General features: G+C 66.2%; 17 protein-coding genes, 1 tRNA gene and 2 pseudogenes. 6 read left to right on the top strand and 14 right to left on the bottom strand.

Features of this window, described 5'->3' with window-relative positions; all coding sequences use genetic code 11:
• Nucleotides 1-61 precede the first annotated feature (61 nt).
• Nucleotides 62-667, bottom strand: a complete 606-nt coding sequence (locus tag M2421_RS16560; protein WP_259208786.1) for a DUF4304 domain-containing protein — start codon at nt 665-667, stop codon at nt 62-64.
• Nucleotides 668-787: 120 nt separating this feature from the next.
• The gene (locus M2421_RS16555) at nt 788-1,726 is read right to left on the bottom strand and encodes an alpha/beta hydrolase (RefSeq protein ID WP_259208784.1); all 939 of its coding nucleotides are present in this window, start codon (nt 1,724-1,726) and stop codon (nt 788-790) included.
• 277 nt (nt 1,727-2,003) lie between these two features.
• Here M2421_RS16555 and M2421_RS16550 point away from each other — a divergent pair, with 277 nt between their 5' ends.
• Nucleotides 2,004-2,465, top strand: coding sequence for a hypothetical protein (locus tag M2421_RS16550; RefSeq protein WP_259208782.1), 462 nt, complete (start codon nt 2,004-2,006; stop codon nt 2,463-2,465).
• A gap of 452 nt (nt 2,466-2,917) precedes the next feature.
• Here the strand turns inward: M2421_RS16550 and M2421_RS16545 are convergent, their stop codons facing one another.
• Nucleotides 2,918-3,724 (bottom strand): type I restriction enzyme HsdR N-terminal domain-containing protein, encoded by an 807-nt coding sequence (locus M2421_RS16545; protein ID WP_259208779.1) that lies wholly within the window; start codon nt 3,722-3,724, stop codon nt 2,918-2,920.
• Between the two features lie 631 nt (nt 3,725-4,355).
• Here M2421_RS16545 and M2421_RS16540 point away from each other — a divergent pair.
• The 3 genes from M2421_RS16540 to M2421_RS16530 all read left to right on the top strand — a co-directional run bounded on the left by M2421_RS16540 (nt 4,356) and on the right by M2421_RS16530 (nt 9,570).
• Nucleotides 4,356-4,952, top strand: a complete 597-nt coding sequence (locus M2421_RS16540) for a restriction endonuclease subunit S (protein ID WP_259208778.1) — start codon at nt 4,356-4,358, stop codon at nt 4,950-4,952.
• A complete protein-coding gene (locus M2421_RS16535) occupies nt 4,949-6,472 on the top strand; it encodes an SAM-dependent methyltransferase (protein ID WP_259208775.1) in 1,524 nt (507 codons plus the stop codon). Before M2421_RS16540 ends, M2421_RS16535 begins: the two co-directional genes overlap by 4 nt.
• A 68-nt stretch (nt 6,473-6,540) precedes the next feature.
• On the top strand, nt 6,541-9,570 hold the full coding sequence (locus M2421_RS16530; protein WP_310440191.1) for a type I restriction endonuclease: 3,030 nt from the start codon (nt 6,541-6,543) through the stop codon (nt 9,568-9,570).
• 3 nt (nt 9,571-9,573) lie between these two features.
• On the opposite strand, the gene M2421_RS16525 is transcribed toward M2421_RS16530, so the two are convergent.
• The 7 genes from M2421_RS16525 to ubiA all read right to left on the bottom strand — a co-directional run bounded on the left by M2421_RS16525 (nt 9,574) and on the right by ubiA (nt 17,219).
• On the bottom strand, nt 9,574-10,182 hold the full coding sequence (locus M2421_RS16525; RefSeq protein ID WP_259208772.1) for a hypothetical protein: 609 nt from the start codon (nt 10,180-10,182) through the stop codon (nt 9,574-9,576).
• Nucleotides 10,179-11,777 (bottom strand): hypothetical protein, encoded by a 1,599-nt coding sequence (locus tag M2421_RS16520; RefSeq protein WP_259208769.1) that lies wholly within the window; start codon nt 11,775-11,777, stop codon nt 10,179-10,181. Before M2421_RS16520 ends, M2421_RS16525 begins: the two co-directional genes overlap by 4 nt.
• Nucleotides 11,767-13,005: a hypothetical protein gene (locus M2421_RS16515; protein ID WP_259208768.1), complete on the bottom strand. Its 1,239-nt coding sequence runs from the start codon at nt 13,003-13,005 to the stop codon at nt 11,767-11,769. The genes M2421_RS16520 and M2421_RS16515 overlap by 11 nt, the downstream gene beginning before the upstream one ends.
• A gap of 39 nt (nt 13,006-13,044) precedes the next feature.
• Nucleotides 13,045-13,797: a ubiquinol-cytochrome C chaperone family protein gene (locus M2421_RS16510; RefSeq protein WP_259208766.1), complete on the bottom strand. Its 753-nt coding sequence runs from the start codon at nt 13,795-13,797 to the stop codon at nt 13,045-13,047.
• Complete coding sequence (locus tag M2421_RS16505; RefSeq protein ID WP_259208763.1) at nt 13,794-14,444, bottom strand: hypothetical protein; 651 nt, start codon at nt 14,442-14,444, stop codon at nt 13,794-13,796. The genes M2421_RS16510 and M2421_RS16505 overlap by 4 nt, the downstream gene beginning before the upstream one ends.
• A gap of 140 nt (nt 14,445-14,584) precedes the next feature.
• Entirely contained in the window at nt 14,585-16,009 is a 1,425-nt protein-coding gene (locus M2421_RS16500; RefSeq protein ID WP_259208762.1) for a TIGR00366 family protein, read from the bottom strand.
• Between the two features lie 316 nt (nt 16,010-16,325).
• Complete coding sequence (ubiA, locus tag M2421_RS16495) at nt 16,326-17,219, bottom strand: 4-hydroxybenzoate octaprenyltransferase (RefSeq protein WP_259208760.1); 894 nt, start codon at nt 17,217-17,219, stop codon at nt 16,326-16,328.
• A gap of 155 nt (nt 17,220-17,374) precedes the next feature.
• Here ubiA and M2421_RS16490 point away from each other — a divergent pair.
• Nucleotides 17,375-17,451, top strand: a tRNA-Arg gene (locus M2421_RS16490).
• 378 nt (nt 17,452-17,829) lie between these two features.
• Here M2421_RS16490 and M2421_RS16485 read toward each other — a convergent pair.
• Nucleotides 17,830-18,369 (bottom strand): hypothetical protein, encoded by a 540-nt coding sequence (locus M2421_RS16485; protein WP_259208758.1) that lies wholly within the window; start codon nt 18,367-18,369, stop codon nt 17,830-17,832.
• Nucleotides 18,370-18,442: 73 nt separating this feature from the next.
• Between M2421_RS16485 and M2421_RS16480 the strand changes: the two genes are divergently transcribed.
• On the top strand, nt 18,443-18,889 hold the full coding sequence (locus tag M2421_RS16480; RefSeq protein ID WP_259208757.1) for a hypothetical protein: 447 nt from the start codon (nt 18,443-18,445) through the stop codon (nt 18,887-18,889).
• Between the two features lie 291 nt (nt 18,890-19,180).
• On the opposite strand, the pseudogene M2421_RS16475 reads toward M2421_RS16480, so the two are convergent.
• The 3 genes and pseudogenes from M2421_RS16475 to M2421_RS16465 all read right to left on the bottom strand — a co-directional run.
• Nucleotides 19,181-19,327 (bottom strand): annotated as a pseudogene (locus tag M2421_RS16475) (gfo/Idh/MocA family oxidoreductase); the annotation flags it as partial.
• 229 nt (nt 19,328-19,556) lie between these two features.
• Nucleotides 19,557-19,703 (bottom strand): annotated as a pseudogene (locus M2421_RS16470) (gfo/Idh/MocA family oxidoreductase); the annotation flags it as partial.
• Nucleotides 19,704-19,900: 197 nt separating this feature from the next.
• Nucleotides 19,901-21,256: a Gfo/Idh/MocA family oxidoreductase gene (locus tag M2421_RS16465; protein ID WP_259208755.1), complete on the bottom strand. Its 1,356-nt coding sequence runs from the start codon at nt 21,254-21,256 to the stop codon at nt 19,901-19,903.
• Nucleotides 21,257-21,281 lie beyond the last annotated feature (25 nt).

Raw genomic sequence — 21,281 nt, 5'->3', positions numbered from 1 at the left:
AATCCTCAAGGACAAGGAGATTGGACGTGAAGAAGCACTCTGCCGAAACACAGGCCATATGCTACGAGCGCTTCAGGATGTCCCTGAGCGCTTTCTTCGGCCCAACCGCCAGTCCAGCGAGCTTCAATCCAATTGTTGCCGTTTCCACGCAACGATCATGATTCCCGGCGTGTTCGTGCAGTCGGGCAAGGAGAAGACATGCTCGAACCTTGGTCAGAGACCCGAGAAGACCGGGCTCCCCACGCTCAATGTCTTTTCCATCCATCGCGGCGATCGGCCCATCTAGACGATACGCATGAAACAACTGCATGCCGCGCCCCATCACCACGCCAGCGACCGCATCGACGCCTGAGCTGGACATCGGCCACCATTGATCACGTGTGCCAGACGCATCCGTCAGGCGCAACTTCACCTCACAATCGTGTATGTCGATCTGATCCCTATCCAGTGGCGCTTCTGTCCCGGCCTTCGGCAAGAACGTGTAGTGAACGCCAAGGTTCACGCAGAATGACTGCTCTACGCTGTGTGGCTGCAACTGGATGAGGTTCAGCTCATCACCACGTCGGCGGCTCCAGGTCCCCGCCGCGATTCGCCGGAATCCTGATCCCTTCAGCGACTCACCCATTGCGGCGTCTTCGGCCTTTTTCAGTTCGGCGAACTTCATCATTGGCGTCATTCAACGATAGTAACCCCGAGTTTATTCAACGTGGCGGCGGCTACGGTGGCAAAATGCACATGGTTGACGTGGGCCCGCCTCAACAGATCAGCTGACGACGGGAAGAGTGGTTCAGAGGACGTTGATCTCTCGCAACCACCGCATGGCGTCGTCCGTCCACCGGTCGGCATCCGTGCCCTGCCTGCGAACCCCAAAGGCATGTCCTCCCGTTTCGTAGAGATGGAGTTCAACGAGGGCACCCACCTTCCGAAGCTCCCGCGCGTACACCTCGGAGTAGTAGGCCGGGTCCACCGGGTCGTCTTTGGCGTGTATCAGCAGCGTCGGAGGAACCTCCCTGGAGACCACGATATCGGTGTTCAGCTGCTGCGCCGCCACGGACCTGGGCGTCGTGTTCTTGTGCTCCATCGTCAAGTGCCCCGGATAGACGGGGATGGCAAAATCGGGACGACTACTGACGCGGTCTATCGCATCCATCGGCTCATAGGCGCGCGCGCCGAACGACGTGCTGGACAATACGGCAAGATTGCCACCGGCCGAGAATCCCATCACGCCGATCTTGTCCGGATCGATCCCGTACCTGGCCGCATCAAACCGGACCATCGACACTGCCCGCTGCGCATCCTGCAAGGCCATGGGTACGCTGGGACTTTCGTGCCGTCGCGTTTCACTGTTCCAGTTGCAGCCAGTATTGGGAACGCGGTACTTCACCAGGATGCAGGTGATTCCCGTGTCGGTCAGCCATCGACAGACATCGGCTCCATAACGACCCAGTGTGCTCTTAGGTCCAATCCCCAGTGCCTTGTAGCCGCCTCCCGGGAAAACAAGGATCGCGGCCCGCACCGAGGTTGCCCGCGGGCGATAGACCAGCAATGACGGATGGGTGAGCGCCCACTCCTCGCCAGCCAGTTCCTGGATTCCGATCCGCACAACCTGCGCATCTTCTGGCCATAGCGGAACTTCCTCCGAATAGGCCGTCTCCGTCGCAGCAACCCGCGCGGGGAGAGCCAGGAGACAAAATGCCGCCAGTGCCGCAGAACAAACGGTGCGCATCCAGGCTGACTCCTGTCAGGGCGGCCCTCGACAGGCCATTGCCGGAGTCTAGGACGGCGCTGCCGGGTCGACAACCGGGCAGACACCTCGATACAGGCAGAATGCAAAGGTTGCGCGCCGCCGGTGAGTTGTGGGCAGAGGGTTGCGTGTGTAGTTTCTATCGACCATGGGACGGAGATGGCGGATGCGCACGGTTGCTTTAGTCGTTTCACTGGGGATCACAGCAGTCTCCGCGGCGGGCGCTGGACAAACCGGCGACCCCGCAAAGGCGACTTCGATGGCAGTTACGAGCGCGCCGTCTGCTGCACTCAACGCACCACCTGCATCCGCCAGCGGTCCGTTCGCCGGCGCCTGGTCGTCCTGTGACGGCGCGACTTCGCCTGCTGAGTGCAGCCGCTACCTTCTGATCCAACGCGGTGAGCGCATCTGCGGGACCTGGTCGTATCTCGCCTCCGGCCAGACCTTTGAAGGCAGGCTGGTTGCGCATGCGACGTCTGAAACGAAGGCGCGGCGTACCCAGGTCTGTGGCCGCCCGGGTTCAGAGACCGATACCGAATGCGCGGATGGCTGGCAGAACGTTGACGCGCCCTTGCGGCTCTGTGACGGCAAGCTCAGCGATCTGGCCGCGACAGACGGTGCCTGCCTGGGCGTCTACCAGGCAGCGCCCGTGCTGCCGGCCGAACGTGCGGCGTTGGAAGCGCAGCCGTGGATGGCGGCCTGTCTCGCGGCCCCTCTTTGAATGATCCGGTCAGCAGGCGAGCATGCCGCCGAGGCCAGAGCTGCGCCCGCACCTCTGGCCAGAAGCGGTATTGCCGTTCGAACCTCTGGAATCCGACTACCCACTGGAACGTCGTCCCTCTCCAGTCCGGGAAGGTAGACGATCAATCGGTAGCCAACCGGTCGGAGGTGCTCCACGCTGAACCGCGCGGCTGTAGGGAGATTCCCGCCGTCAGGCCGCTCTAGCATGACCATGCATGTCGTCGAGGCCCTCGGGTGGGGCAATGGGAGATCATGCGCCAGCGCCAAGCCGCGGCCCGAGATTGAGAAACCTGTCTTCTACAGCCAGGAGGACGTTCATGCTCCCAAACTAGGCCAGAACCTGGGCTCGCGCCATTGGGTCCACTTTCGGCCTTGGATTCAACCAAAGCTGTGTCCGCAGTACCGAGCCCATCCGCTCTCTTCGGCGCGCCGTCAAGCGACAGGTGCTCCATCTGAGAGTTGCACGCGAGCGCTTTCGGCGTCCTTCTTAGCTAGCACCTTCGCACTCTTGGACAGCGCCTTTCGTATGCGCTGCTGGGCATCCTTGACCTTCTCCCCATCAAGCACCTCCCGCTTGAGTATCTCGTTATTGAGCAACTCAACGATCGCCTCCGACTCAATCTTCAGCTCAGGGAACAAGCGACGCAGCTCACGGCGTACCACGGATACAACCGACTCTCCCAAAATGACCTGTGCCACGGTGAACTTGTTGAGTACGGATATGTGCTGATGGTAGAGACCCATGGCATCGGAGGTAATACCCTCTCTGCAAAGAAGGAAGAGACGACGCTGATCCTCCTCATTCTTCAGATTGATGTCTGCGATGCAGAATGAAGAGACAAGTTCATATTCGATCGGCTGTCCGAACTTTATTCGGTACAGGCGCCACTCCAACGCGTTCGTGAGAACGATCCACTCAATGCCCTCGTGCGCGCCATAGTTGATGGCCTGACGAAGATGTGTCTCGTTGAGAGCTATCGCAGCAGCTTTCACCTCGATCAGAACGCGAATCTTGCCGTCGATCTTCACCGCAAGATCGCAGAACGTGCCACGAATCTGCTGCTCACTGGTCAACTCATTGTATTTGTCATAGCCGAATACCTCAGCGAGCATGTCTTTGACGAGAGTCACCGTGTCGGCCTCCGACACATCCCTAGTCTTGTGGGAAATCGCAACAGCGACCAGGGATTTCACCGTAGCCGGCCAGCGATCCATCACCTTCTTCGGAATCTTCAACATAGCCCCCCCTTTCCTTGGCAGTTTCCACATATTGGCCGCTTGCCGGGCTTCCCGCAACCGCCCCAAGGAAATCGGACCGGCCCATTGGTCGAGGCACGAAGTCTCGTTTTGTTCGCGCTTCCGCCTTCCCAGCGCCCCGGCTGGATTTAAGGCAAGTCAGCCAGTAGGGGAGCGCGCTGCCTCTCCCTGACAGAAGTGAGGAATATCGGGATTTTGAATAACCGAATCTGCGCAGTACGGTCGGTCCGGAAAGGAGGACCCTCATGCCCATCAAGAGCTTCGAGTTACCTTTCCTGTCCGCTACCCGAGCGGCATGCGTCAGCACCTGCGACAACACCGAGATCCCGGCCATCATCCTTTGGTTGGCATCCGGCCATTGGACAGCGTATGTCAGGGCCGCATCGGTTCACAGCACCGCCACAGCTACCACCAATCCGCGCAACCACCACCCCGCCATCACTCCCACCTCTCCAATCCCCCAACTCCAGTTGACGCCATCGTTCGCACCAGCTGCGACCCCCTGCGAGCTTCATCCCACTTCCGCACATCCACCGCGCTCCATTGCGCATCATCGCGAATGCTGCGTACCTGTTCGGTTGACCCTCTTCCCACCCGAACGCATGGTGCACGCATGAACACTCTCACGCGCATCGCCCTGCTTGGCGACGTGGCCAATATCCGCCAGGGCCATCCCTTCCGCGGTGCCATCGCCGCCGTGCCGGAGGGCCCGGTGCAGGTCATCCAGTTGAAGAACCTCGGCGCCGATGGGCTGCAGGAACGCGAGCACCTGCTGCGCACCGCGCTGCGCACACGCAAGCCGCCCGATTGGGTGCAGGACCAGGATGTGCTGATCGCCGCGCGCGGCAACCATGCGCTGGCGATGCTGCTGCACAACCCGCCGGAGAGCACCGTGTGCAGCCCGCACCTCTACGTGCTGCGGGTATCCACGCCGGACCTGCTGCCCGCCTTTCTGGCATGGCAGTTGAGCCAGCGCGCCGCCCAGGCCTACCTGCGCCAGCAGGCGGCGGGCTCGCGCCAGCAGAGCCTGCGCAAAACGGCGGTGGCACAGTTGCCGGTGCATGTGCCGCCCGTGGTCCAGCAACGCCGCATCGTGAGCATTGCCACGGCGGCGCAGGCCGAGCGGCGCTGCCTGGAAGGCTTGATCCAGATTCGCCAACAGGAGATCGCCGTGGTGGCCGAGCAGATGTTGCAGGGAGGCGGCGCATGAACCGGATGGCCGCCCTGCCCGGCGCGCATGCCACGAATGCCGCACTGAACGCCGCCCGCGAGACCCTCGCCGATGCGGCCGATGCCGGCGCCGCCACCTACCTGCTGTTGGCGCTGCTGCTGCTCAAGATTGCCAGCGATACCGACGCCGCCGCGCAGGACCCGGACGGCGCCTACGGCGCGCCGCTGGACTGGCCGCCCACCGCGCCGGGCGCGCAGCTGCTGGTGGTGCCGCCGGAGGCACGCTTCGAGCTGCTGTATCGGCAGCGCTTCAGCGGGGACAACGAGCGCCGCATCATCACCGCGCTGCAACGGCTCACCCAGGCCAACCACGCCACGCTGGCCGAGGTGTTTGATGTGCTGCGCCTGCACGATGGCTGGCCACGGGATGCCGATCGCCGCGACGTCGCGCTGTCGCGCCTGCTGGGGCGGCTGAGCGTGCCGGCGCTGGATTTTCGCAGCCTGCGTGGTACTTACCGCGCCGACATCGGGCAGGCGGTGGACCGCCTGCTGGAGCGCAGCCAGCCGCGCCGCAGCCCATCGGCGGTGGCCCATGTGCCCGATGCGTTGGGTTGGCTGATGGCGGGCCTGATGGACCCCGGCGAGGACGAGACCATCTGCGACGTGGCCTGCCATAGCGGCAGCCTGCTGCTGGCGGCCAGTCGCTGGGCACGCACCGCCCATGGCGCACGCCGGCACCAGCTGCTGGGGCAGGAAGACGACGACACGGCCTGGGCGTGTGCGCGCCTGCGCCTGCTGTTGCACGGGGAAGACAACCACGCGCTGCATGCGGGCACGCCGCTGCTGCACGACACGCTGGTGCACCCGAACGGCCAGTTGCGGCGCTTCCACGTGCAGCTGACGCGGCCGCCATTTGCGCTGGCGTGGTCGCCCGAGCGCGGCATGCGCGATGTGCACCAGCGCTACGTGCATGGCTTTCCACCACGCCAATGGGGCCACCTGGCGTTGTTGCAGCACATGCTCAAGGCGATGGACCCGCACACTGGCCGCATCGCGGTGGTGGTGCCGCACGGGGTGCTGTTCCGCGATGGCGAGGAGGCGCTGATCCGCCGTAGCCTGCTGGAGGCCAACCTGATCGACGCGGTGGTGGGCCTGCCGGACCGGCTGTTTGCCGGCAGCCCGGTGGCCACGGCGCTGCTGGTGCTGCGCGCGATGCGCACGGACGAGAACGTGTTGTTCGTGGATGCGCGGCGGTTATCGGTGGCCACCCGCCGCGGCCCGCGGCTGGACAGCGCCGCCGCCGAGCAGGTGCTGGCGCTGTGCCGTGCGCGCGCCGATGTGGCCGGCGTGGCATGCCTGGCCTCCCCGCAGATGCTGGCCAGCCAGGCGGGCAACTTGAGCGTTGCGCGCTATGTGCAGCCGGATGACCGAGGGCAGGTGCCCACGCTGGACGCTCTGCGCAGCCAGCGCGCCCGGTTGCGCGCGCGATTGAGTGCATTGGAACAGGCGTTGGAAGGCGATCTGGCCCAGGTGGCGGAGCGGCCGGCCAAGGCCGGCTGAGTCTCGGGTGCGGGCGGGTGTGATGGGTTGATTGGCCCACGCTATCTGCTGGTGGCGAGGCATTGAAAATGTTCACCGCGCGGTGCAGGCATCGTGCAGGAAACGGAATGGTGCACACGGCGGGGCGTGTGATGGCTGCGCCAGACTGCGGGCATGACGTGTCTTCTTTTCAAATGCCCCTCACCGCCCCCGGCCCGCGTTGGCAATCTACCGGCGGCGCGTCCATGAGCCGCCCACCGCTGCGGGGACCGGTCACTCGTTCCGCCCTGGGCTGGCTGCAACGGCTGGGCTGGCGTTACCTCGCCCCAAACCGGCGCGTAGCCCTACGCGGTGTGAACGGCGCCGGGGTGCTGGAAGGCCGCCTGCGCGAATATCTGCACCAAGTGCGTTTCCACGCACATGGCGACCACTGGCCGCTGGATGCAGACGGCATCGCGCAGGTGCTGGGCATGGTGGTGCAGGGGTCGCAGCGGCGCGGCTGGCTCGCCGCCCATCAGGCGGTGCTGGCGTGGCTGCGCGATGGGGTATGCGTGGCGCAGCAACTGCCTGATGGGCGCAGCGTGCAGGCCACGGTGCCGCTGGTGGATGTGGGCACGCCCCTGAACAACCACTGGGACATCGCCAACGCGCGCGAGCAGGGCCAGCCACCACGGGATGCGACGCCGCGCGTGGATGTGCTGGAGGGCTACGTCAATGGCTTGCCGGTTCTGCGACTGCTGTGCGTCGAGCGCGATGGGCAGGGTCGATGGGGCCGCGAGGACGTGGCCATTGCCCTGCACCGCGCGCAGCAGCACGCCCACGCCGCCCGCGGCGCGCCGCTGGTGCTGGCGCTGGACCGGCGCGGAGGGCGCTACGCGGGCCACGCCACCCCGGCCGATGGCTGGGTGCGTTGGCGCGAACATGGCTGGGACGCCGAACGGGCACTTCAATTGCGCCAGCGCGCATCCACGCCAACGCCAGGCACACCGGACCCGCACGGCCAGCGGCTGTGGGCGGTGCACGCGCCATTGCTGGCCGGGGTAGCCGAGCCTGCACGGCTGCTGGCGCTGCTACGTGGCTTTGTCCACACCGCGTCCGATGGCCGGCAGCGCATTGCGCGGTCCGCGCAGTTCTTTGCGGTGCAGGCCGGTGTCGCGCACCTCCGAGATACAGAGACCGGTGGCGGGCGCCGCCACGGCTGCCTGCAATTGGCGGCCGGCAGCGGTATGGCACTCACCGTGCACTGGCTGAGCGAGCAACTCCGGGGCGATTCGGTGCTGCGGCACTGCCGGGTGCTTCGCCTGCAGGCTCAGGATGGCGCGTCCTCGCAGAAGGTGGCCGACACACTGCCCTCGGCGGGGCAGGCGCTGGCGGCATTCATGGCCGATGGGCGCGGCCGCACGCTGCAGACCACGCCCGGCGCGCTGCAAAGCTGGCTGCGCCATGCGGATACCGCGCAGGCCGGCCATGACCTGATCGTCCTGGCTGACGCGCACCTGCGCGGCCGCGCGCCGGTCTGGCTGGACGATGCCTGCGAGCGGCTACCCCATGCGCGCTGGCTGTGGCTGAGCAGTGGGGGGATGGCCGCCGCGCCGGCGCAGACCGACATGCCGGTGCTGTTTGCCTGCTCAGATGCCGAGGCCATTGCCGATGGCCTGGTGGTGCCGGTGTACCACCATAGACTGATGCCCTCCCCTGCCAGCCCACAGACTCCCCGGCGCGGCGCGGATCACGCGACCGAGCCCTTGGCCTCAACGCCCTGTTGGGCAGCCCCAGTTGCCCAGCACCTGCGCGACACGCTGGCGCATACCGAGCGCGACCTGCGCGCGTTGCTGCTGGTGGCCGATACCGAGTCGCAGCATCGCTACCATCATGCCTTCTCTCAAGACGGCGCGGTGCACAGCGCGATCGTCGGCTCCGGCCCCGCGCATGAACGCGGGGCGATGCACAGCGCCCAGCTGCTGGTCGCCAGCGACCTGCACGCCCTGCCCTGGCTGGACGCCCGGCTGGCGCTGGTCTACCTCGATACCGCGCTGGATGCTGTGGCCGCCGCGCGGATGCTGGCGCTTGTCAACCGCCGACATCCGCACAAGCACTGCGCCTGGCTGGTGTGCCTGCCCGCCGTGCCGGCGCCGTGGTCCGCCGGCGCGCCCGGTGCGGCCACGCCGCAGCCGCTGCGGGTGGTGCGGGCCGGGCTTTCCCGCCAGCACCGCCGCCTGCATGCGCTGCTGCCGCCGGGCTGCAGCAGCGATTTCCACGCTTGCCGCGACCACTTGGGCCCGCGCTGGCATCTGGATGCGCACGGCCAGCAGCGCGACCAGCATCGCCTGCGCCGACGCTGCCTGCACCAGCGCGTGACCGCCTTTGGCCAGCAGCTGCAGGCGGCGCTGCTGGGGCCACCCGGTGAAGGCGACGCGGATACTCCACTGCAGCGATATCGCTATGACCTGCATTTTTGCTCGCTGCTTCGCGATGCGGTGGGTGAAGAGGCGGCCGAGCAGCCATTGAGCGTGGCCGAGGATGTGCGTATCCGGCATTGGGCGCGCGAACGTGCGCCCGAAGTGCGTGACGTGGCCTGGGACTATCTGGGCCCGGCAGCGACGTCCGAGGGCAACCCCGGCCGCGCGGCGGATGCATTGCACAGCCAGCTGCGCCATCAACTGGAGACCGGTCCCGCCGGGCCCGCCGCGCGTAGGCAGCTGCAACGGCAACTGCAGATGCTGCTGGCCAGGCCGGTGCTACCGGCTGAACGCCTGCAACAGTTGCGACGCCTGCATGCGCAACACATCGTGCGCCGGCCAACGCGCGACGGGTCGCCGGCGGCAGGCGATGCCCCGCCTTCGCACAAGGCCTGCGATGCTCTCTTGGCGCAGACTCTGGGCGCACCCAAAGACAGCGCGCAACGCCGGTTGCAGCACGCGCTGGCCACGCAGCTGGCCAGCGCCATGCGCACGGCCCTGGCGGCCCAACCGCAGGCCCCACACTTGGCGATGGCCGACCTGCAACGCCGGCTGGCGCCGGCCTGGGCGACAGTGCTGTCGCCGCGGGAGTGCGAAGCCCTGCGGATGGCCTTGCAGCGTCTGCTTGACGACATGCCCCCTGGGACCGCCAGCGGGTGAGCATCACCGTGCTGGGAGGATCTCCGGCAACAGTTGCCCGGCTAGCTCGCCGGGAGTGTAATGATCGCTCCGCAGCACCCGCCAGCGATGGTCCCGCGCGGCGCGCTCGAAACGTTTACTGGACGCGCAGTGCTGGTAGTAGCTGTCGATGACCTTGCTGTCCAGCGCCCGCACCCGCCCACATGCGCGCTGCCACGACACCCGCGAATCGCACACCACCGCCACCGCGATGTCCGGCACCATCACGCCGGAAGAAATGTTCTGCTCGATCAAGGCATCGACATCCACGCGTTCGCGGAACACGGCATCGGACGGATACCAGCGATCCATCAGGACCACCTCTGCACTGGCCCGTGCGAGCGCGCCAGCGCTGATGATGAGGCGACGCTCGCGGTGCAGCGTCGCCAGTGCCAGGTTGGCCGATGCGCTCCGCTCCGACTTGAGCCTCGCATAGGCATCCTGCAGGATGTCGGGCTGGTGCTGGGCCATGAGCGTCTTCTCGACCAGCACCGATACCGCGCAGCCACGCTCGTGCAATGCCGAAGCCAATGCGCCTATCAGGGTGGACTTGCCGACGCCCTTGGCGCCATCGAAGGTAATCAGACGCGTCATTGTGAAGGTGGCCCCTGCATCGGCTGGTTGGACAGGGTCAGGTTGCGGTAGATGGTGAGCCCAAGGCACCCCTGCGCATGCGCATGGACCAACCAGCCGTGGATGTCCTCCACGGAGGTCTCCGCCCTGCAGTTGATCGTCTTGGTGATGCCGCAGTCGATGCCCGACTGAAGCGCCGCCTGCACGTCGATATGTACTGGCCCGGGTAGCTCCAAGGCAGTGGGGCAAAGGTCCGCCAAGGCATCCCCCGCCACTTGGCGCAGCGTTTGCCCACCTTGCAGGGCCTGTTCCACGTCGGCGGCGTGCAGCCCGGCCTCTTCCACGAGAAATGCCACGACGGGATCGAGCACGTTGACCTGCGCGTCGATCACCCGCTGCTGGATGATGTGGGCGAAGAGCGGCTCGATCCCGCAGGACACGCCGACCAGAAGCGCGATCGTCGCGGTGCCCGCGATGGCGGTCAGACTTGCATTTCGCCGGGCGCGTCCTTGTGCGGCCTGCCAGGCTGGGTAGGGCCCCAGCCGTGCAGCAAGGCGGCACGACTCTCGTTCGGCGGCCTCGTGCAGCGCGCAGCTCAGCTGGCGGGCAAAGGCCAGGCTTCCGGTCTGGCCATAGGGCAGGCCGAGGAGCATCAACGCATGCGCAAACCCCATGACGCCGACACCTACCTTCCGCGTTGCATTCGTATTGGCGGCGATCCGCTCGCTGGCATGCGTCTGCAGGTCGTGCATGCCATCGAGCATGCGCACGCTGACCGCAACCGCCTGTGCAAACCCGACCCAATCGAACACCCGGCGCCGGTCGGCGGACAGTGACACGAAGGCGACCAGGTTGATTGACGCAAGCAGGGCCGATTCATCTACGGCCAGCGGAGCCTCGCCACAGACATTGGCGGCGAAAGAGGTATGCGGCTCCTGTGCAATCCGGGTAATACGGTCGGTGAATACGACCCCCGGCTGGCCGGTGCGGTGAATGTGCTCGGCAACCGAGACCATCTTCCGCTGCGTAGTGGCATCCGACGCGAGGTCCGCCATGAACGCGTCCGAGAGCCCAACGTTCATGTTGGTCACCGAGAGCGTCCCGGCCAGCCCGAGGAACGTATCCAGATCGCCGCTGATCGGCATGGTCACGGCATTGCTGGCCGGACGCGGCCGGCCATGCTGGTGCGCGCTGGTATCCCGGTCGATCATGCGCACGGTCTGGGCGAAATCCTGCTCAGTGCCCGTCAGGGTGTAGCCTACGCCACCCATACCATCGTGGATGAAGCGCATGGTCCGCAAAAACGCGGGCGCTTCATCGGCTACATCGACGGCGAAGCAGGCGAAGATGCGGGGCGATTGCTCACCGGCGTTCACCAGCAGTGGGCTGTTCGGAAGTAGCGCGCCGGTAGCCAGGTAATCGGATAGTTGTCCAAGAAACTGCTCCGGGCATGCGTCGGAGCGGCCCTGTTCAGCGCGCGCGGCCATGGCCACCACGCGCGACACTAGCCCATCCCATCCGTCTGCGGCGTGCCGATGCAGTATGCGGGCGGTCAGTGCACTGGCAAACGAGCCCTCGCCCAACCGATAAGCATGGTATGGCCGGTCAGCGTGCATGCGCGGCTCCGTCGCCATGTCCGTAACGCGTCCGCACCCCGAGTTCCATGATGCTGAGGGTGCCGCCTACGATCTCATGGCGAAGCACTCGCCGCTCGCTCACTGCGTCCTTGTCCGGGTAGTCCGCAAAGCGGTCGTTGCTGATCACATAGGCGCCAGGGTTGCCCGATGCCTGTTCCAGGACCACCTCGTCGGCCTTGCCGCGGCTGGCGACCACATGCACGGTCGCCCCTCCCGGGAAGGTGGCGCGGATAGCGGCGTCCCGAGTCTTCAGCAGCGTACGGATGCTGGCATCAAACACCAACGTCACCTGGTAACGTTCAAGCAGTTCGGGCACCAGCGCCTGCAACGGCGCCAGCCCGACGAAATCATTCTGGGCGTAGCACAGGTTGTTCCCGTCGATGACCAGGTGATCGATGTCGACAGTGGCCACTGAAATGATGTGCTCGATCCGGCGCGAGAGTTTGTCAATGTCGCGCTCCAGCGGCGCAAGCGCGCCCCGTTGCTTGGAGATGTAACGCCCTGGACTGGAATCGCCGAGGCACGCTTCGCACTCTTCGTGAAGGATGGCACGCGCTTGACCGGTATCGGCGTTGGACAGGGCCGCGTCGTAGCGTTTGGCGGTGGCGATGTCGCGCAGGATCGCGGCCTGCTCCTGCTGAAGCGCGGCCAGGCGCGCGGGCAGGTCGCCCAGACGCCGGTCCAACGCATCACGGCGTTCTCCCAGCGCCCGCGCCTTGGCACGGTTCACCTCCAGCTCGACCTGGATCCCTTCGATGGTGGCCACCGCACGCAGGGGATCGAAGGCATGATAATCGCGGATGCGCTGTCCCAGCGCCTTGACCAGCTGATCCGACGCGGCAGCGCTGCGCTCGAGCGAGGTGCGCTCGCTGCGAGCCTGGTTGGCCTGCTGGCTGACTACCGCCAAGTGCCGTTTGGCGATCGTCCTCTCGGAGGAGAACCACCAGCGTGGATTCAGCCCGGCGCTAGCGAGCGCCTCGAGGCGCGCCTGCTCCGGATCAAGACGGGCGCAGCGGTCGGTCGCCAGCAGGAGCTTGGACTGGACGTCATCGCGCTCCCGCCGAAGGCGACCCAGCTGCATGTGCATGGCCTCCGGGTCAAAACTGCGATGGCCGGCGAGCTGCTCGATCCAGTCCAGGCGCTCGGCGTGCATTCGCTTGGCGAGGGTGTCAAGGCGGGCGACGCGGGAAGTGAACGGGTTTTCCATCGGGTCCTCGTGGAGGCTTTCAGGCGGCGGTGCGCGCGCTCAAAGAGTGGAGAGGTTGGTCATCGCACGCTGGCGCATATAGGCAATCTGGATGACGCAAGGCACGGTTACGCGATAGGCAGGACTGGCAAGATCGAAGGCCGTCCAGATCGCCGTGATGGCCCAGCCGATCGGTCCGGCGAAGACGCTGATGCCGCGCATCATTCCGGCCGTGGTACCAAACGCAAGACCCCTGCCCAGCATCGCCTTGGCCACCGCATTGGCAACCACTGCTGCCATCTTGTAGGCGCCGAACCCGGACACACGGATGGCCGTTATCAGCGCCGTCATCGTGGCCGGGCCGGTTCCCCTGACATACCCGGCCCCGAATTCGGCGAACAGCTGTTCCTTCTGCTCTTCGGTCATCTTCTCCATCGACTGTTCGAGAACACGAAGGAGGATCGACATTTCCATCTGCGCACAGCTGCTGTTCGCCTTTACCGTCGCCTTCACCCGCTTGGCGACGTCACGGACGATCTCCTTGTAGGCCACGCCCGACCCGCCGCGAAGCAGGTTCATGAGCGAATTGCCGCCGAAACGACACAGTTCTTCGACGATCAGTGCGCGGATGTCCGGCCCTGCGATGCCGGCATCCCGCGCGGCCATAAGGCGGCGGCAGACGTCGCTGGAGACCGAAATGCGCCCCTTGCCACGGTCGGTGATGTGGTCGATGAGCACGCACAGATCGTCGAACTCCCCGCGTCCGATCACGTTGATGAGATCGGTGTCCTCAATAAGATTGATGGTACTCATGAAGCCTTCTTGACGTGCACGTCGACTTGGCGCTGGTCCGGATCGACAGGGGTGGACTGGTTGGCGATTGCTGCGGCCAAGGCGACGGTGTCGAGCGGAATATCGCTTGGGCGTCGGCCTTGCAGCATTAGCGCCGAGATGGTTTGGCAGTTGCGGCGGCGGCGCTCGTTGCGCCGCTGCAGGCGATCCAGCTCGGCGGCATCGACCGGAACATCAATGGGGGCCGCTTCGGGATGCACGCCACACTCGCGCAGGACCAGCTCGGCCAGATCCCCGGCGCTCTTCTTTTCCTTTTGTCGCGAGGCGACCTTCTGGACGGCGTTCAGTGGCATGGAAAGGCCATTGAAAGCGCTGTAAAGCATCGTCCAGTCATCAGGCCGCATCAGCAGAAACGCCGCCGGGATGCCAAGGGCATCGGACAGGCGCGCCAACGTGCGCAGGTCTGGATTGGGCTCGTGGCCACGGCTGGGCGTGGTGAGGGCACGCAGGGTACTGCGTGCGATGCCGCTCTGCTTCTGTACCGCTACGGTGGCCATGCGACCGGCGCGGCCATCCACCCGCTGGCTCCCCGCCACGCGCAGCACAGACACCAGGTTGCGCGACAATTGCTGCCCCAGGGCAGCAGTGGAGTTCCTTTCCTCAACCATCGGTGCACCGCGCATCCTGACTTGGGTGCGAGAATTCTACTCAGGCGGGGAACGCCGGATAAAGGCACGTCTGGAGTGCTGGCGATCCATTTTTCGCCAGCATTATGCATCCAGAGGCCTTCTCCCGATGTTGCCGCCGCTTACGGCATCACCGGCGGCACATAGGTGAGGGTCATGCCCAGCAGCCACAGCAGCCCCAGCACCAGCGGGATGTGCACCAGCAGCTGGATGAAGGTGAAGCCGACGATGTCGCGCGCCTTCAGCCCGAGCACGCCCAGCAGTGGCAGCATCCAGAACGGGTTGATCAGGTTGGGCAGGGCTTCAGCCGCGTTGTACACCTGTACGGCCCAGCCCAGGTGCGCCTTGAGCTCGTTGGCGGCCTGCATCACATACGGCGCCTCGATGATCCACTTGCCGCCGCCGGAGGGCACGAAGAAGCCGAGCACCGCCGAGTAGACGCCCATGACCAGGGCAAAGGTATCGGTAGTGGCGATGTGGACGAACAGGCTGGACAGGCGGTGCGCCAGGGTTTCGTCGCCGCTGCCCACCGCATGGGTGAGGATCATGGCGATGCCGCCGTACAGCGGGAACTGGATGAGCACGCCGGTGGTGCTGGGCACCGCCTTGGCCACCGCGTTGAGGAAGCTGCGCGGGCGCCAGTGCAGCAGCAGGCCCAGCGAAATGAACAGGAAGTTGTAGGTGTTGAGGTTGGCGATGGCGCTGACCAGCGGCTTGCTGGCGAACTCGCCGAACAGCCAGCCGAAGGCCAGCAGCGAGAGCAGCACGGTGAGCAGCGGGCTGTATTCCAGCCATTCGCCCGGGCGCGTGCGCGGCTGCAGCGGCGGCGGCTCGGCCTGGGCGGCGCCGTCGAAGTCGCGGGCGGTGCGCGCCGTGGCCGGTCCCGGCGCGGTGAGCCAGGCGATGAGCAGCGAGACCAGGATGAGCGCGGCGGTCAGCGCGATGGACTGCCACAGGAAGATGGTTTCGGTGAAGGGCAGCACGCCGGTGATCTCCGTCAGCCCCGGCGGCATGCTGGCCGGGTTGGCCTGCAACTGCGCGGCCGACGAGCTCAGGCCCATGGCCCAGACCGCGCCCAGGCCGAGATAGGCCGAGGCGCCGGCGGCACGGTAGTCCATCTTGAGGTCTTCGCGGCGGGCCAGCGCGCGCACCAGCAGGCCGCCGAACACCAGCGAGAAGCCCCAGCTGAGCAACGAGGCCAGCATGCTGACCAGCCCCACGTAGACCACGGCGCCGCGGCCGGTGCGCGGCACCCGCGCGAGCTGGTCGATGAAGCGCGCCACGATCGGGGCGGTAGCCAGGGCATAGCCCCCGATGACCACGAAGGCCATCTGCATGGTGAAGGGGATCAGGCTCCAGAAGCCCTCGCCGAAGGCGCTGGCGGTGGCCTGTGGGGTGGCGCCGAAGCCCATGGCAGCGCCGGCCACGATGATGACGCCAAGGACGGCGAACACGTAGGCATCGGGGAACCATTTTTCTGCCCAGGCGGCCGAGCGCAGCGCCGCGCGTGCCATGAAGCCGTCCCGAATCGTTGTCGACGTGGCCATTGGCTCTCTCCCGGAGCGATCAATGGGGGGATTCTGTGGGTTGGCGGGCGTGCTGTCAGTCGCCTATTGGTCTTAGGGGCCAGTATTGGGTGCGCGGCGCTTGGGCAGGAGGCGCCCAGCGGCCGGCACTACCGGGTCATGATCCTGATGGGTTATGAGCTGCCGAGTGTGGCTCGGCACTAGCGGGTCATGACCCTGCCGGGTTACGGGCTGCCGAGCGTGGCTCGGCACTACCGGGTCATGATCCTGCCGGGTTACGGGCTGCCGAGCGTGGCTCGGCACTACCGGGTCATGAGCGGTTGGCCGCGGCCTGCCTTCAATGGAACGCCAGGGCGGCGGCGATGCCGGCGAACAGCGTGGCCCCCACCCAGTTGTTGTGCAGGAAGGCCTTGAAGCAGGCGTCGCGCTCGCGCTTCTGGCAGATCATGAACTCGTAGACGATCAGCAGCGCGGCCACGCCGAGCGACAGCCAGTACGCGCTGCCCAGCCCGGCGCGCATGCCGACCAGGCCCATGGTGCCCAGGAACAGGGCGTACAGGATGCCCTGGATGACCAAGTCCAGGTCGCCGAACAGGATGGCGGTGGAATGCGAGCCCATCTTGAGGTCATCGTCGCGGTCGACCATGGCGTACCAGGTGTCGTACGCGGTGGACCACAGGATGTTGGCGCCATACAGCAGCCAGCCGATCACCGGCACCTCGCCCTGCACGGCGGCGAAGGCCATCGGGATGCCCCAGCCGAAGGCCATGCCCAGGTAGACCTGGGGCAGATGGGTGTAGCGCTTGAGGTAGGGGTAACTGGCGGCCAGGAAGATGCCGATGAAGCTCATGCCGATGGTCAACGCGTTCAGGGTGAGCACCAGCGCGAAGGCGACCAGCATCAGCACCGCAAACAGCACCAGCGCCTCGCGGCCCTTGACCCGGCCGCTGGCCAGGGGGCGGTCCTTGGTGCGCTTGACGTGCGGGTCCAGCCAGCGGTCGGCGTAGTCGTTGATGACGCAGCCGGCCGAACGCGTCAGCCAGACCCCGGCGCTGAACACGAACAGGATCCACAGCGACGGCAGGCCGCCGGCGGCCAGCCACAACGCCCACCAGGTGGGCCACAGCAGCAGCAGGGTGCCGATCGGGCGATCGGCGCGCATGAGTTTCCAGTACTGGCCCCAGCGCGATGGTGCACCGCCGGCGGGGACTTCAAAACGTTCGTAAGCCATCTGCAAAGGATACCGCCCCGGCCGGCGACCGGCGTTGCCCTGGCGGGGAATTGGAAGGGGGGCAGACCTGCGCCGCGTTTGCGGCTAGAATGCTCGTCCCCGCGCCGCCAAGGCGAAGTGGTGGCCCACACAGGCACCCGGGATTGCAGGACAACGCGCTCGTAGCTCAGCCGGATAGAGTAGTGGCTTCCGAAGCCATTGGTCGGGGGTTCGAATCCCTCCGGGCGCACCATCCTTGCCTTCGCGGTATTCAGCCGCCTTTTCTGCCGGAAATCTCGCCTGCGTCGCAGTCATTGCGATCCCGGTGCCACAGGATCAATCCGCCGACCTCCCTGCCTTGTTGGCATTGAGTGGACCCGCGCCATGGGCATCGCCTTGCCAGCACGGCACACCTTCGGTCTGGGCCTGTATTCCGCTGATACCGATGCTGCACGCTTCATTGGTGGCCGCCTCGCAGAGCTGCGTCGCGGGTTGAAAGGCTTAAGCAGGCGCAACGGTGGTGCCGCCGCACAGAGACGCAGGCGATGGAGACGCGACACTCGACGCCAACGGTCGAGGCTCGAATGCCCACCACTTCCGCAAGGGCCGGCGACGTGCCGGCCGGGGGGCTTCAGCGCTGACGCGGGTAGAGGCCGAACAGGCCGACCCAGGCCAATCCCAGCGCGCTCACCAGCATTGCACCGGCCACCCATCGGCCCGCGATCCGTCTCCTGTCCCACGATTCCTTGACCTGGGCGTACGAGCGCACCATCAGGTCGCCAACGGCAAGCTGGTTGACCGGCCGGTGGAGCTGCTGATCGCTGCCGCCGGCGGGCAGGTACAACACCGTGACCGTGCGAGTGCCGGCGCTGCGCAGGGCGCGATGCACGCGCTCCATGCGGTCATCGGCGTTGAGCGGGTAGCGGAAGGCAACGTCGCTGCCCTCGAGGCTGAAGTCGATCCCTTCATCATTCACGCGCACCGATTGCACGCGCCCGCTGGCCTCTGCCAAGGCGGCGCGTGGCGCCAGCCCCTCGTTACGTTGCGTTGCCACCATCGCTACCACCGCAATGGCCAAGGCGAGCAGGATGATGAAACCCAGCGGGTTCAGATGACGAATCGATTTGAATGACATGTGGCGCAGTCCGTTGCGAACGTAGGTCACGGCCATCATCGCCGATTCACTGGTCGGTTCGATACTCCCTCCGCTTGCAGGGCCACAGGGGCGGTCGCAGACTTGGGGCATGAAGCCTTCACACGCATGGCAGCAGCACGGCACGGTGTCGCTCTGGCGCTATCGCGACAACGCGCGCAATTTCCCGGGTTGGCAGCTGACCGCCGATGCAGAGGGGTGCGCGTCGCTGCTGACACGGCTGGACGCGTTGCACACCGAGGGAGCCGGGGCGAGCCGGACGCTGCGGCTGTCCGCGCCCGGCCCCGCGCAGCTGGCGGTGCCGAACAACCGCGATGCGCGCTGGGTCGCGCCGCAGACGATGCAGCTGATCCTCGATGAGGACAGCGGTGCATGGCAGTGGCAGCCGGACGGCGAGCGGCAGGTACTGCGATTGGGCGTGTCCGCCCTCGCCGGCCTGCGCCAAGGCGTGCTGGATATCGCTGCCGGGCAGGGCGATTACAGCCTGGGCCATGGCATGGAGGCACTGTGGTTCTGGTGGTGGAACGCGCAGCGGTAGCCCAGGCGTGGAGCGGCACCCCGTAGAGCCGACCGTTGGTCGGCTGCAGTGCGAGCCAGAGCCGACCGTTGGCCGGCTGCAGTGCGAGCCAGAGCCGAGCGTTGGTCGGCTGCAATCCGAGCCAGAGCCGACGGTTGGTCGGCTGCAATCCGAGCCAGAGCCGACGGTTGGTCGGCTGCAGTGCCAGGCGCAGCCGACCAACGGTCGGCTCTACGAGGATCGGGGTGGCAGGCACGACCAAGGGTGGTGACCCGCCCCCGCAAGCACCGGCCGTGGCCGGTGCGTTCGTCCTCAGTACGTCCCGTCGAACGCGAACATCGGCTTGCGCTGCTTCCACAGCCCCGCGGTGAAGTCCGGGAATTCCAAGGTCTGGAAGCTGTTGGCGATGGATTGCTCCGACAACGGGGTGATCGCGCTCCACGTAATGGCGCCGTAGAGCCGACCGTTGGTCGGCTGCAGTGCGAGCCAGAGCCCACGGCTGGTCGGCTGCAGTGCGAGCCAGAGCCGAGCGTTGGTCGGCTGCAGTCCGAGCCAGAGCCGACAGTTGGTCGGCTGCAGTGCCAGGCGCAGCCGACCAACGGTCGGCTCTACGAGGATCGGGGTGGCAGTCACGACCAAGGGTGGTGGCCTGCCCTGCAAGCACCGGCCGTGGCCGGTGCGTTCGTCCTCAGTACGTCCCGTCGAACGCAAAAATCGGCTTGCGCTGCTTCCACAGCCCGGCGGTGAAGTCCGGGAATTCCAAGGTCTGGAAGCGGTTGGCGATGGATTGCTCCGACAACGGGGTGATCGCGCTCCACGTAATGGCGCCGTAGAGCCGACCGTTGGTCGGCTGCAGTCCGAGCCAGAGCCGACCGTTGGTCGGCTGCAGTCCAAGCCAGAGCCGACATTGGTCGGCTGCAGTGCCAGGCGCAGCCGACCAACGGTCGGCTCTACGAGGATTGGGGGGGGCAGTCACGACCAAGGGTGGTGACCCGCCCCCGCAAGCACCGGCCGTGGCCGGTGCGTTCGTCCTCAGTACGCCCCGTCGAACGCGAAAATCGGCTTGCGCTGCTTCCATAGCCCGGCGGTGAAGTCCGGGAATTCCAAGGTCTGGAAGCGGTTGGCGATGGATTGCTCCGACAACGGGGTGATCGCGCTCCACGTAATGGCGTCGTAGATGTCGATCGGCATGGGCGCGCGCGCCTTCAGGGCCTCGACGAAGGCATGGATGACGAACCAGTCCATGCCGCCGTGGCCGGCGCTGGCGGCGGTGTCGGCGTGCTGCTTCCACAGCGGGTGCTCGTACTGGTCCTGATAGGCCTTGAAGTCTTCCCACTTGTGCGGCGGGCTACGGCCTTCGATGTGGATGGACTGGTTGACGTCCATCCACAGGCCCTTGGTGCCCTGCACGCGGAAGCCCATCGAATACGGGCGCGGCAGCGAGGTGTCGTGCTGCAGCAGGATGGTCTCGCCGTTCTCGCAGGCCAGCGTGGTGGTCACCACGTCGCCCAGCTTGAACGCCACCTTGGTGCTGGGGTGCGTGGTGCCCCCGCTCTTGGCCACGGTGTAGTCGTGCAGGCCACGCGCCTTGCTGGCGAACGCGTTGATGTGGGTGAAACGGTTGCCGCGGTTGATGCCGGTGTACATGGCGCAGGGGCCGATGCCGTGACTGGGGTACAGCTCGCCGTTGCGCTTGACCGAGTGCTCGGTGCGCCAGCGCGCTTCGGACCAGCCCTTGGGGCCGAACTCCACGCCGCTGTCGTAAGGCTGGTTGGGGTCGCCGGAGTTGAACTTCACCCCGCGCAGGTCGTGCTGGTAGCCGGCCTGCAGGTGCACCAGCTCGCCGAACAGGCCCTGGCGCACCATCTGCAACGCGGCCATCACATCGCGGCGGTAGCAGACGTTTTCCAGCAGCATGTAAGGGGTGCCGGTGCTCAGCTGGGTCTTGAGCACATCCCAGTGGTCCTGCAGGGTGATGCCGGCGACGACTTCACAGCCGACCGCGACCTTGGCCTGCATGGCGGCGATCGCCATCGGCGCGTGGTACTCCCACGGCGTGGCAATGACCACGCCATCCAGGCCGCGCTGCTCCAGCAGGCGCTTCCAGGCATTGACGTCGCGGTCCTGGCCGTAGGTCTTCGGCGCCGGCTTGCCGGCCTTGGCCACTTTTTCCAGGGCGCGGCCCAGCATGATCGGTTCGATGTCGCACAGCGCCACCACCTCGACGTCGTCGCGGCGCACCAGTTCGGTCAGCAGCACCTGGCCGCGCATGCCGGTGCCGATCAGGCCCAGCCGTACCTTGCGCCCGCGCGCCCAGGCCGGCGTCTGCGGCAGCAGGCTGCTGGCGGCAACGGCCGCGCTGGCGGCGATGAATTCCCTACGTTTCATGGACAGTACCTCGTTTGAAGATCGC

The organism is Stenotrophomonas sp. BIGb0135 (assembly GCF_024810105.1).
In the GTDB taxonomy this organism is placed as follows: domain Bacteria; phylum Pseudomonadota; class Gammaproteobacteria; order Xanthomonadales; family Xanthomonadaceae; genus Stenotrophomonas; species Stenotrophomonas maltophilia_AB.
This window is presented reverse-complemented; position numbering and strand designations above follow the sequence as displayed.

Coding starts and splice junctions, on each gene's coding strand:
- M2421_RS16560 (WP_259208786.1), bottom strand. CDS start 667: ATGATGAAGTTCGCCGAACTGAAAAAGGCCGAAGACGCCGCAATGGGT.
- M2421_RS16555 (WP_259208784.1), bottom strand. CDS start 1,726: ATGCGCACCGTTTGTTCTGCGGCACTGGCGGCATTTTGTCTCCTGGCT.
- M2421_RS16550 (WP_259208782.1), top strand. CDS start 2,004: ATGGCAGTTACGAGCGCGCCGTCTGCTGCACTCAACGCACCACCTGCA.
- M2421_RS16545 (WP_259208779.1), bottom strand. CDS start 3,724: ATGTTGAAGATTCCGAAGAAGGTGATGGATCGCTGGCCGGCTACGGTG.
- M2421_RS16540 (WP_259208778.1), top strand. CDS start 4,356: ATGAACACTCTCACGCGCATCGCCCTGCTTGGCGACGTGGCCAATATC.
- M2421_RS16535 (WP_259208775.1), top strand. CDS start 4,949: ATGAACCGGATGGCCGCCCTGCCCGGCGCGCATGCCACGAATGCCGCA.
- M2421_RS16530 (WP_310440191.1), top strand. CDS start 6,541: ATGTTCACCGCGCGGTGCAGGCATCGTGCAGGAAACGGAATGGTGCAC.
- M2421_RS16525 (WP_259208772.1), bottom strand. CDS start 10,182: ATGACGCGTCTGATTACCTTCGATGGCGCCAAGGGCGTCGGCAAGTCC.
- M2421_RS16520 (WP_259208769.1), bottom strand. CDS start 11,777: ATGCACGCTGACCGGCCATACCATGCTTATCGGTTGGGCGAGGGCTCG.
- M2421_RS16515 (WP_259208768.1), bottom strand. CDS start 13,005: ATGGAAAACCCGTTCACTTCCCGCGTCGCCCGCCTTGACACCCTCGCC.
- M2421_RS16510 (WP_259208766.1), bottom strand. CDS start 13,797: ATGAGTACCATCAATCTTATTGAGGACACCGATCTCATCAACGTGATC.
- M2421_RS16505 (WP_259208763.1), bottom strand. CDS start 14,444: ATGGTTGAGGAAAGGAACTCCACTGCTGCCCTGGGGCAGCAATTGTCG.
- M2421_RS16500 (WP_259208762.1), bottom strand. CDS start 16,009: ATGGCCACGTCGACAACGATTCGGGACGGCTTCATGGCACGCGCGGCG.
- ubiA (WP_259208760.1), bottom strand. CDS start 17,219: ATGGCTTACGAACGTTTTGAAGTCCCCGCCGGCGGTGCACCATCGCGC.
- M2421_RS16485 (WP_259208758.1), bottom strand. CDS start 18,369: ATGGCCGTGACCTACGTTCGCAACGGACTGCGCCACATGTCATTCAAA.
- M2421_RS16480 (WP_259208757.1), top strand. CDS start 18,443: ATGAAGCCTTCACACGCATGGCAGCAGCACGGCACGGTGTCGCTCTGG.
- M2421_RS16465 (WP_259208755.1), bottom strand. CDS start 21,256: ATGAAACGTAGGGAATTCATCGCCGCCAGCGCGGCCGTTGCCGCCAGC.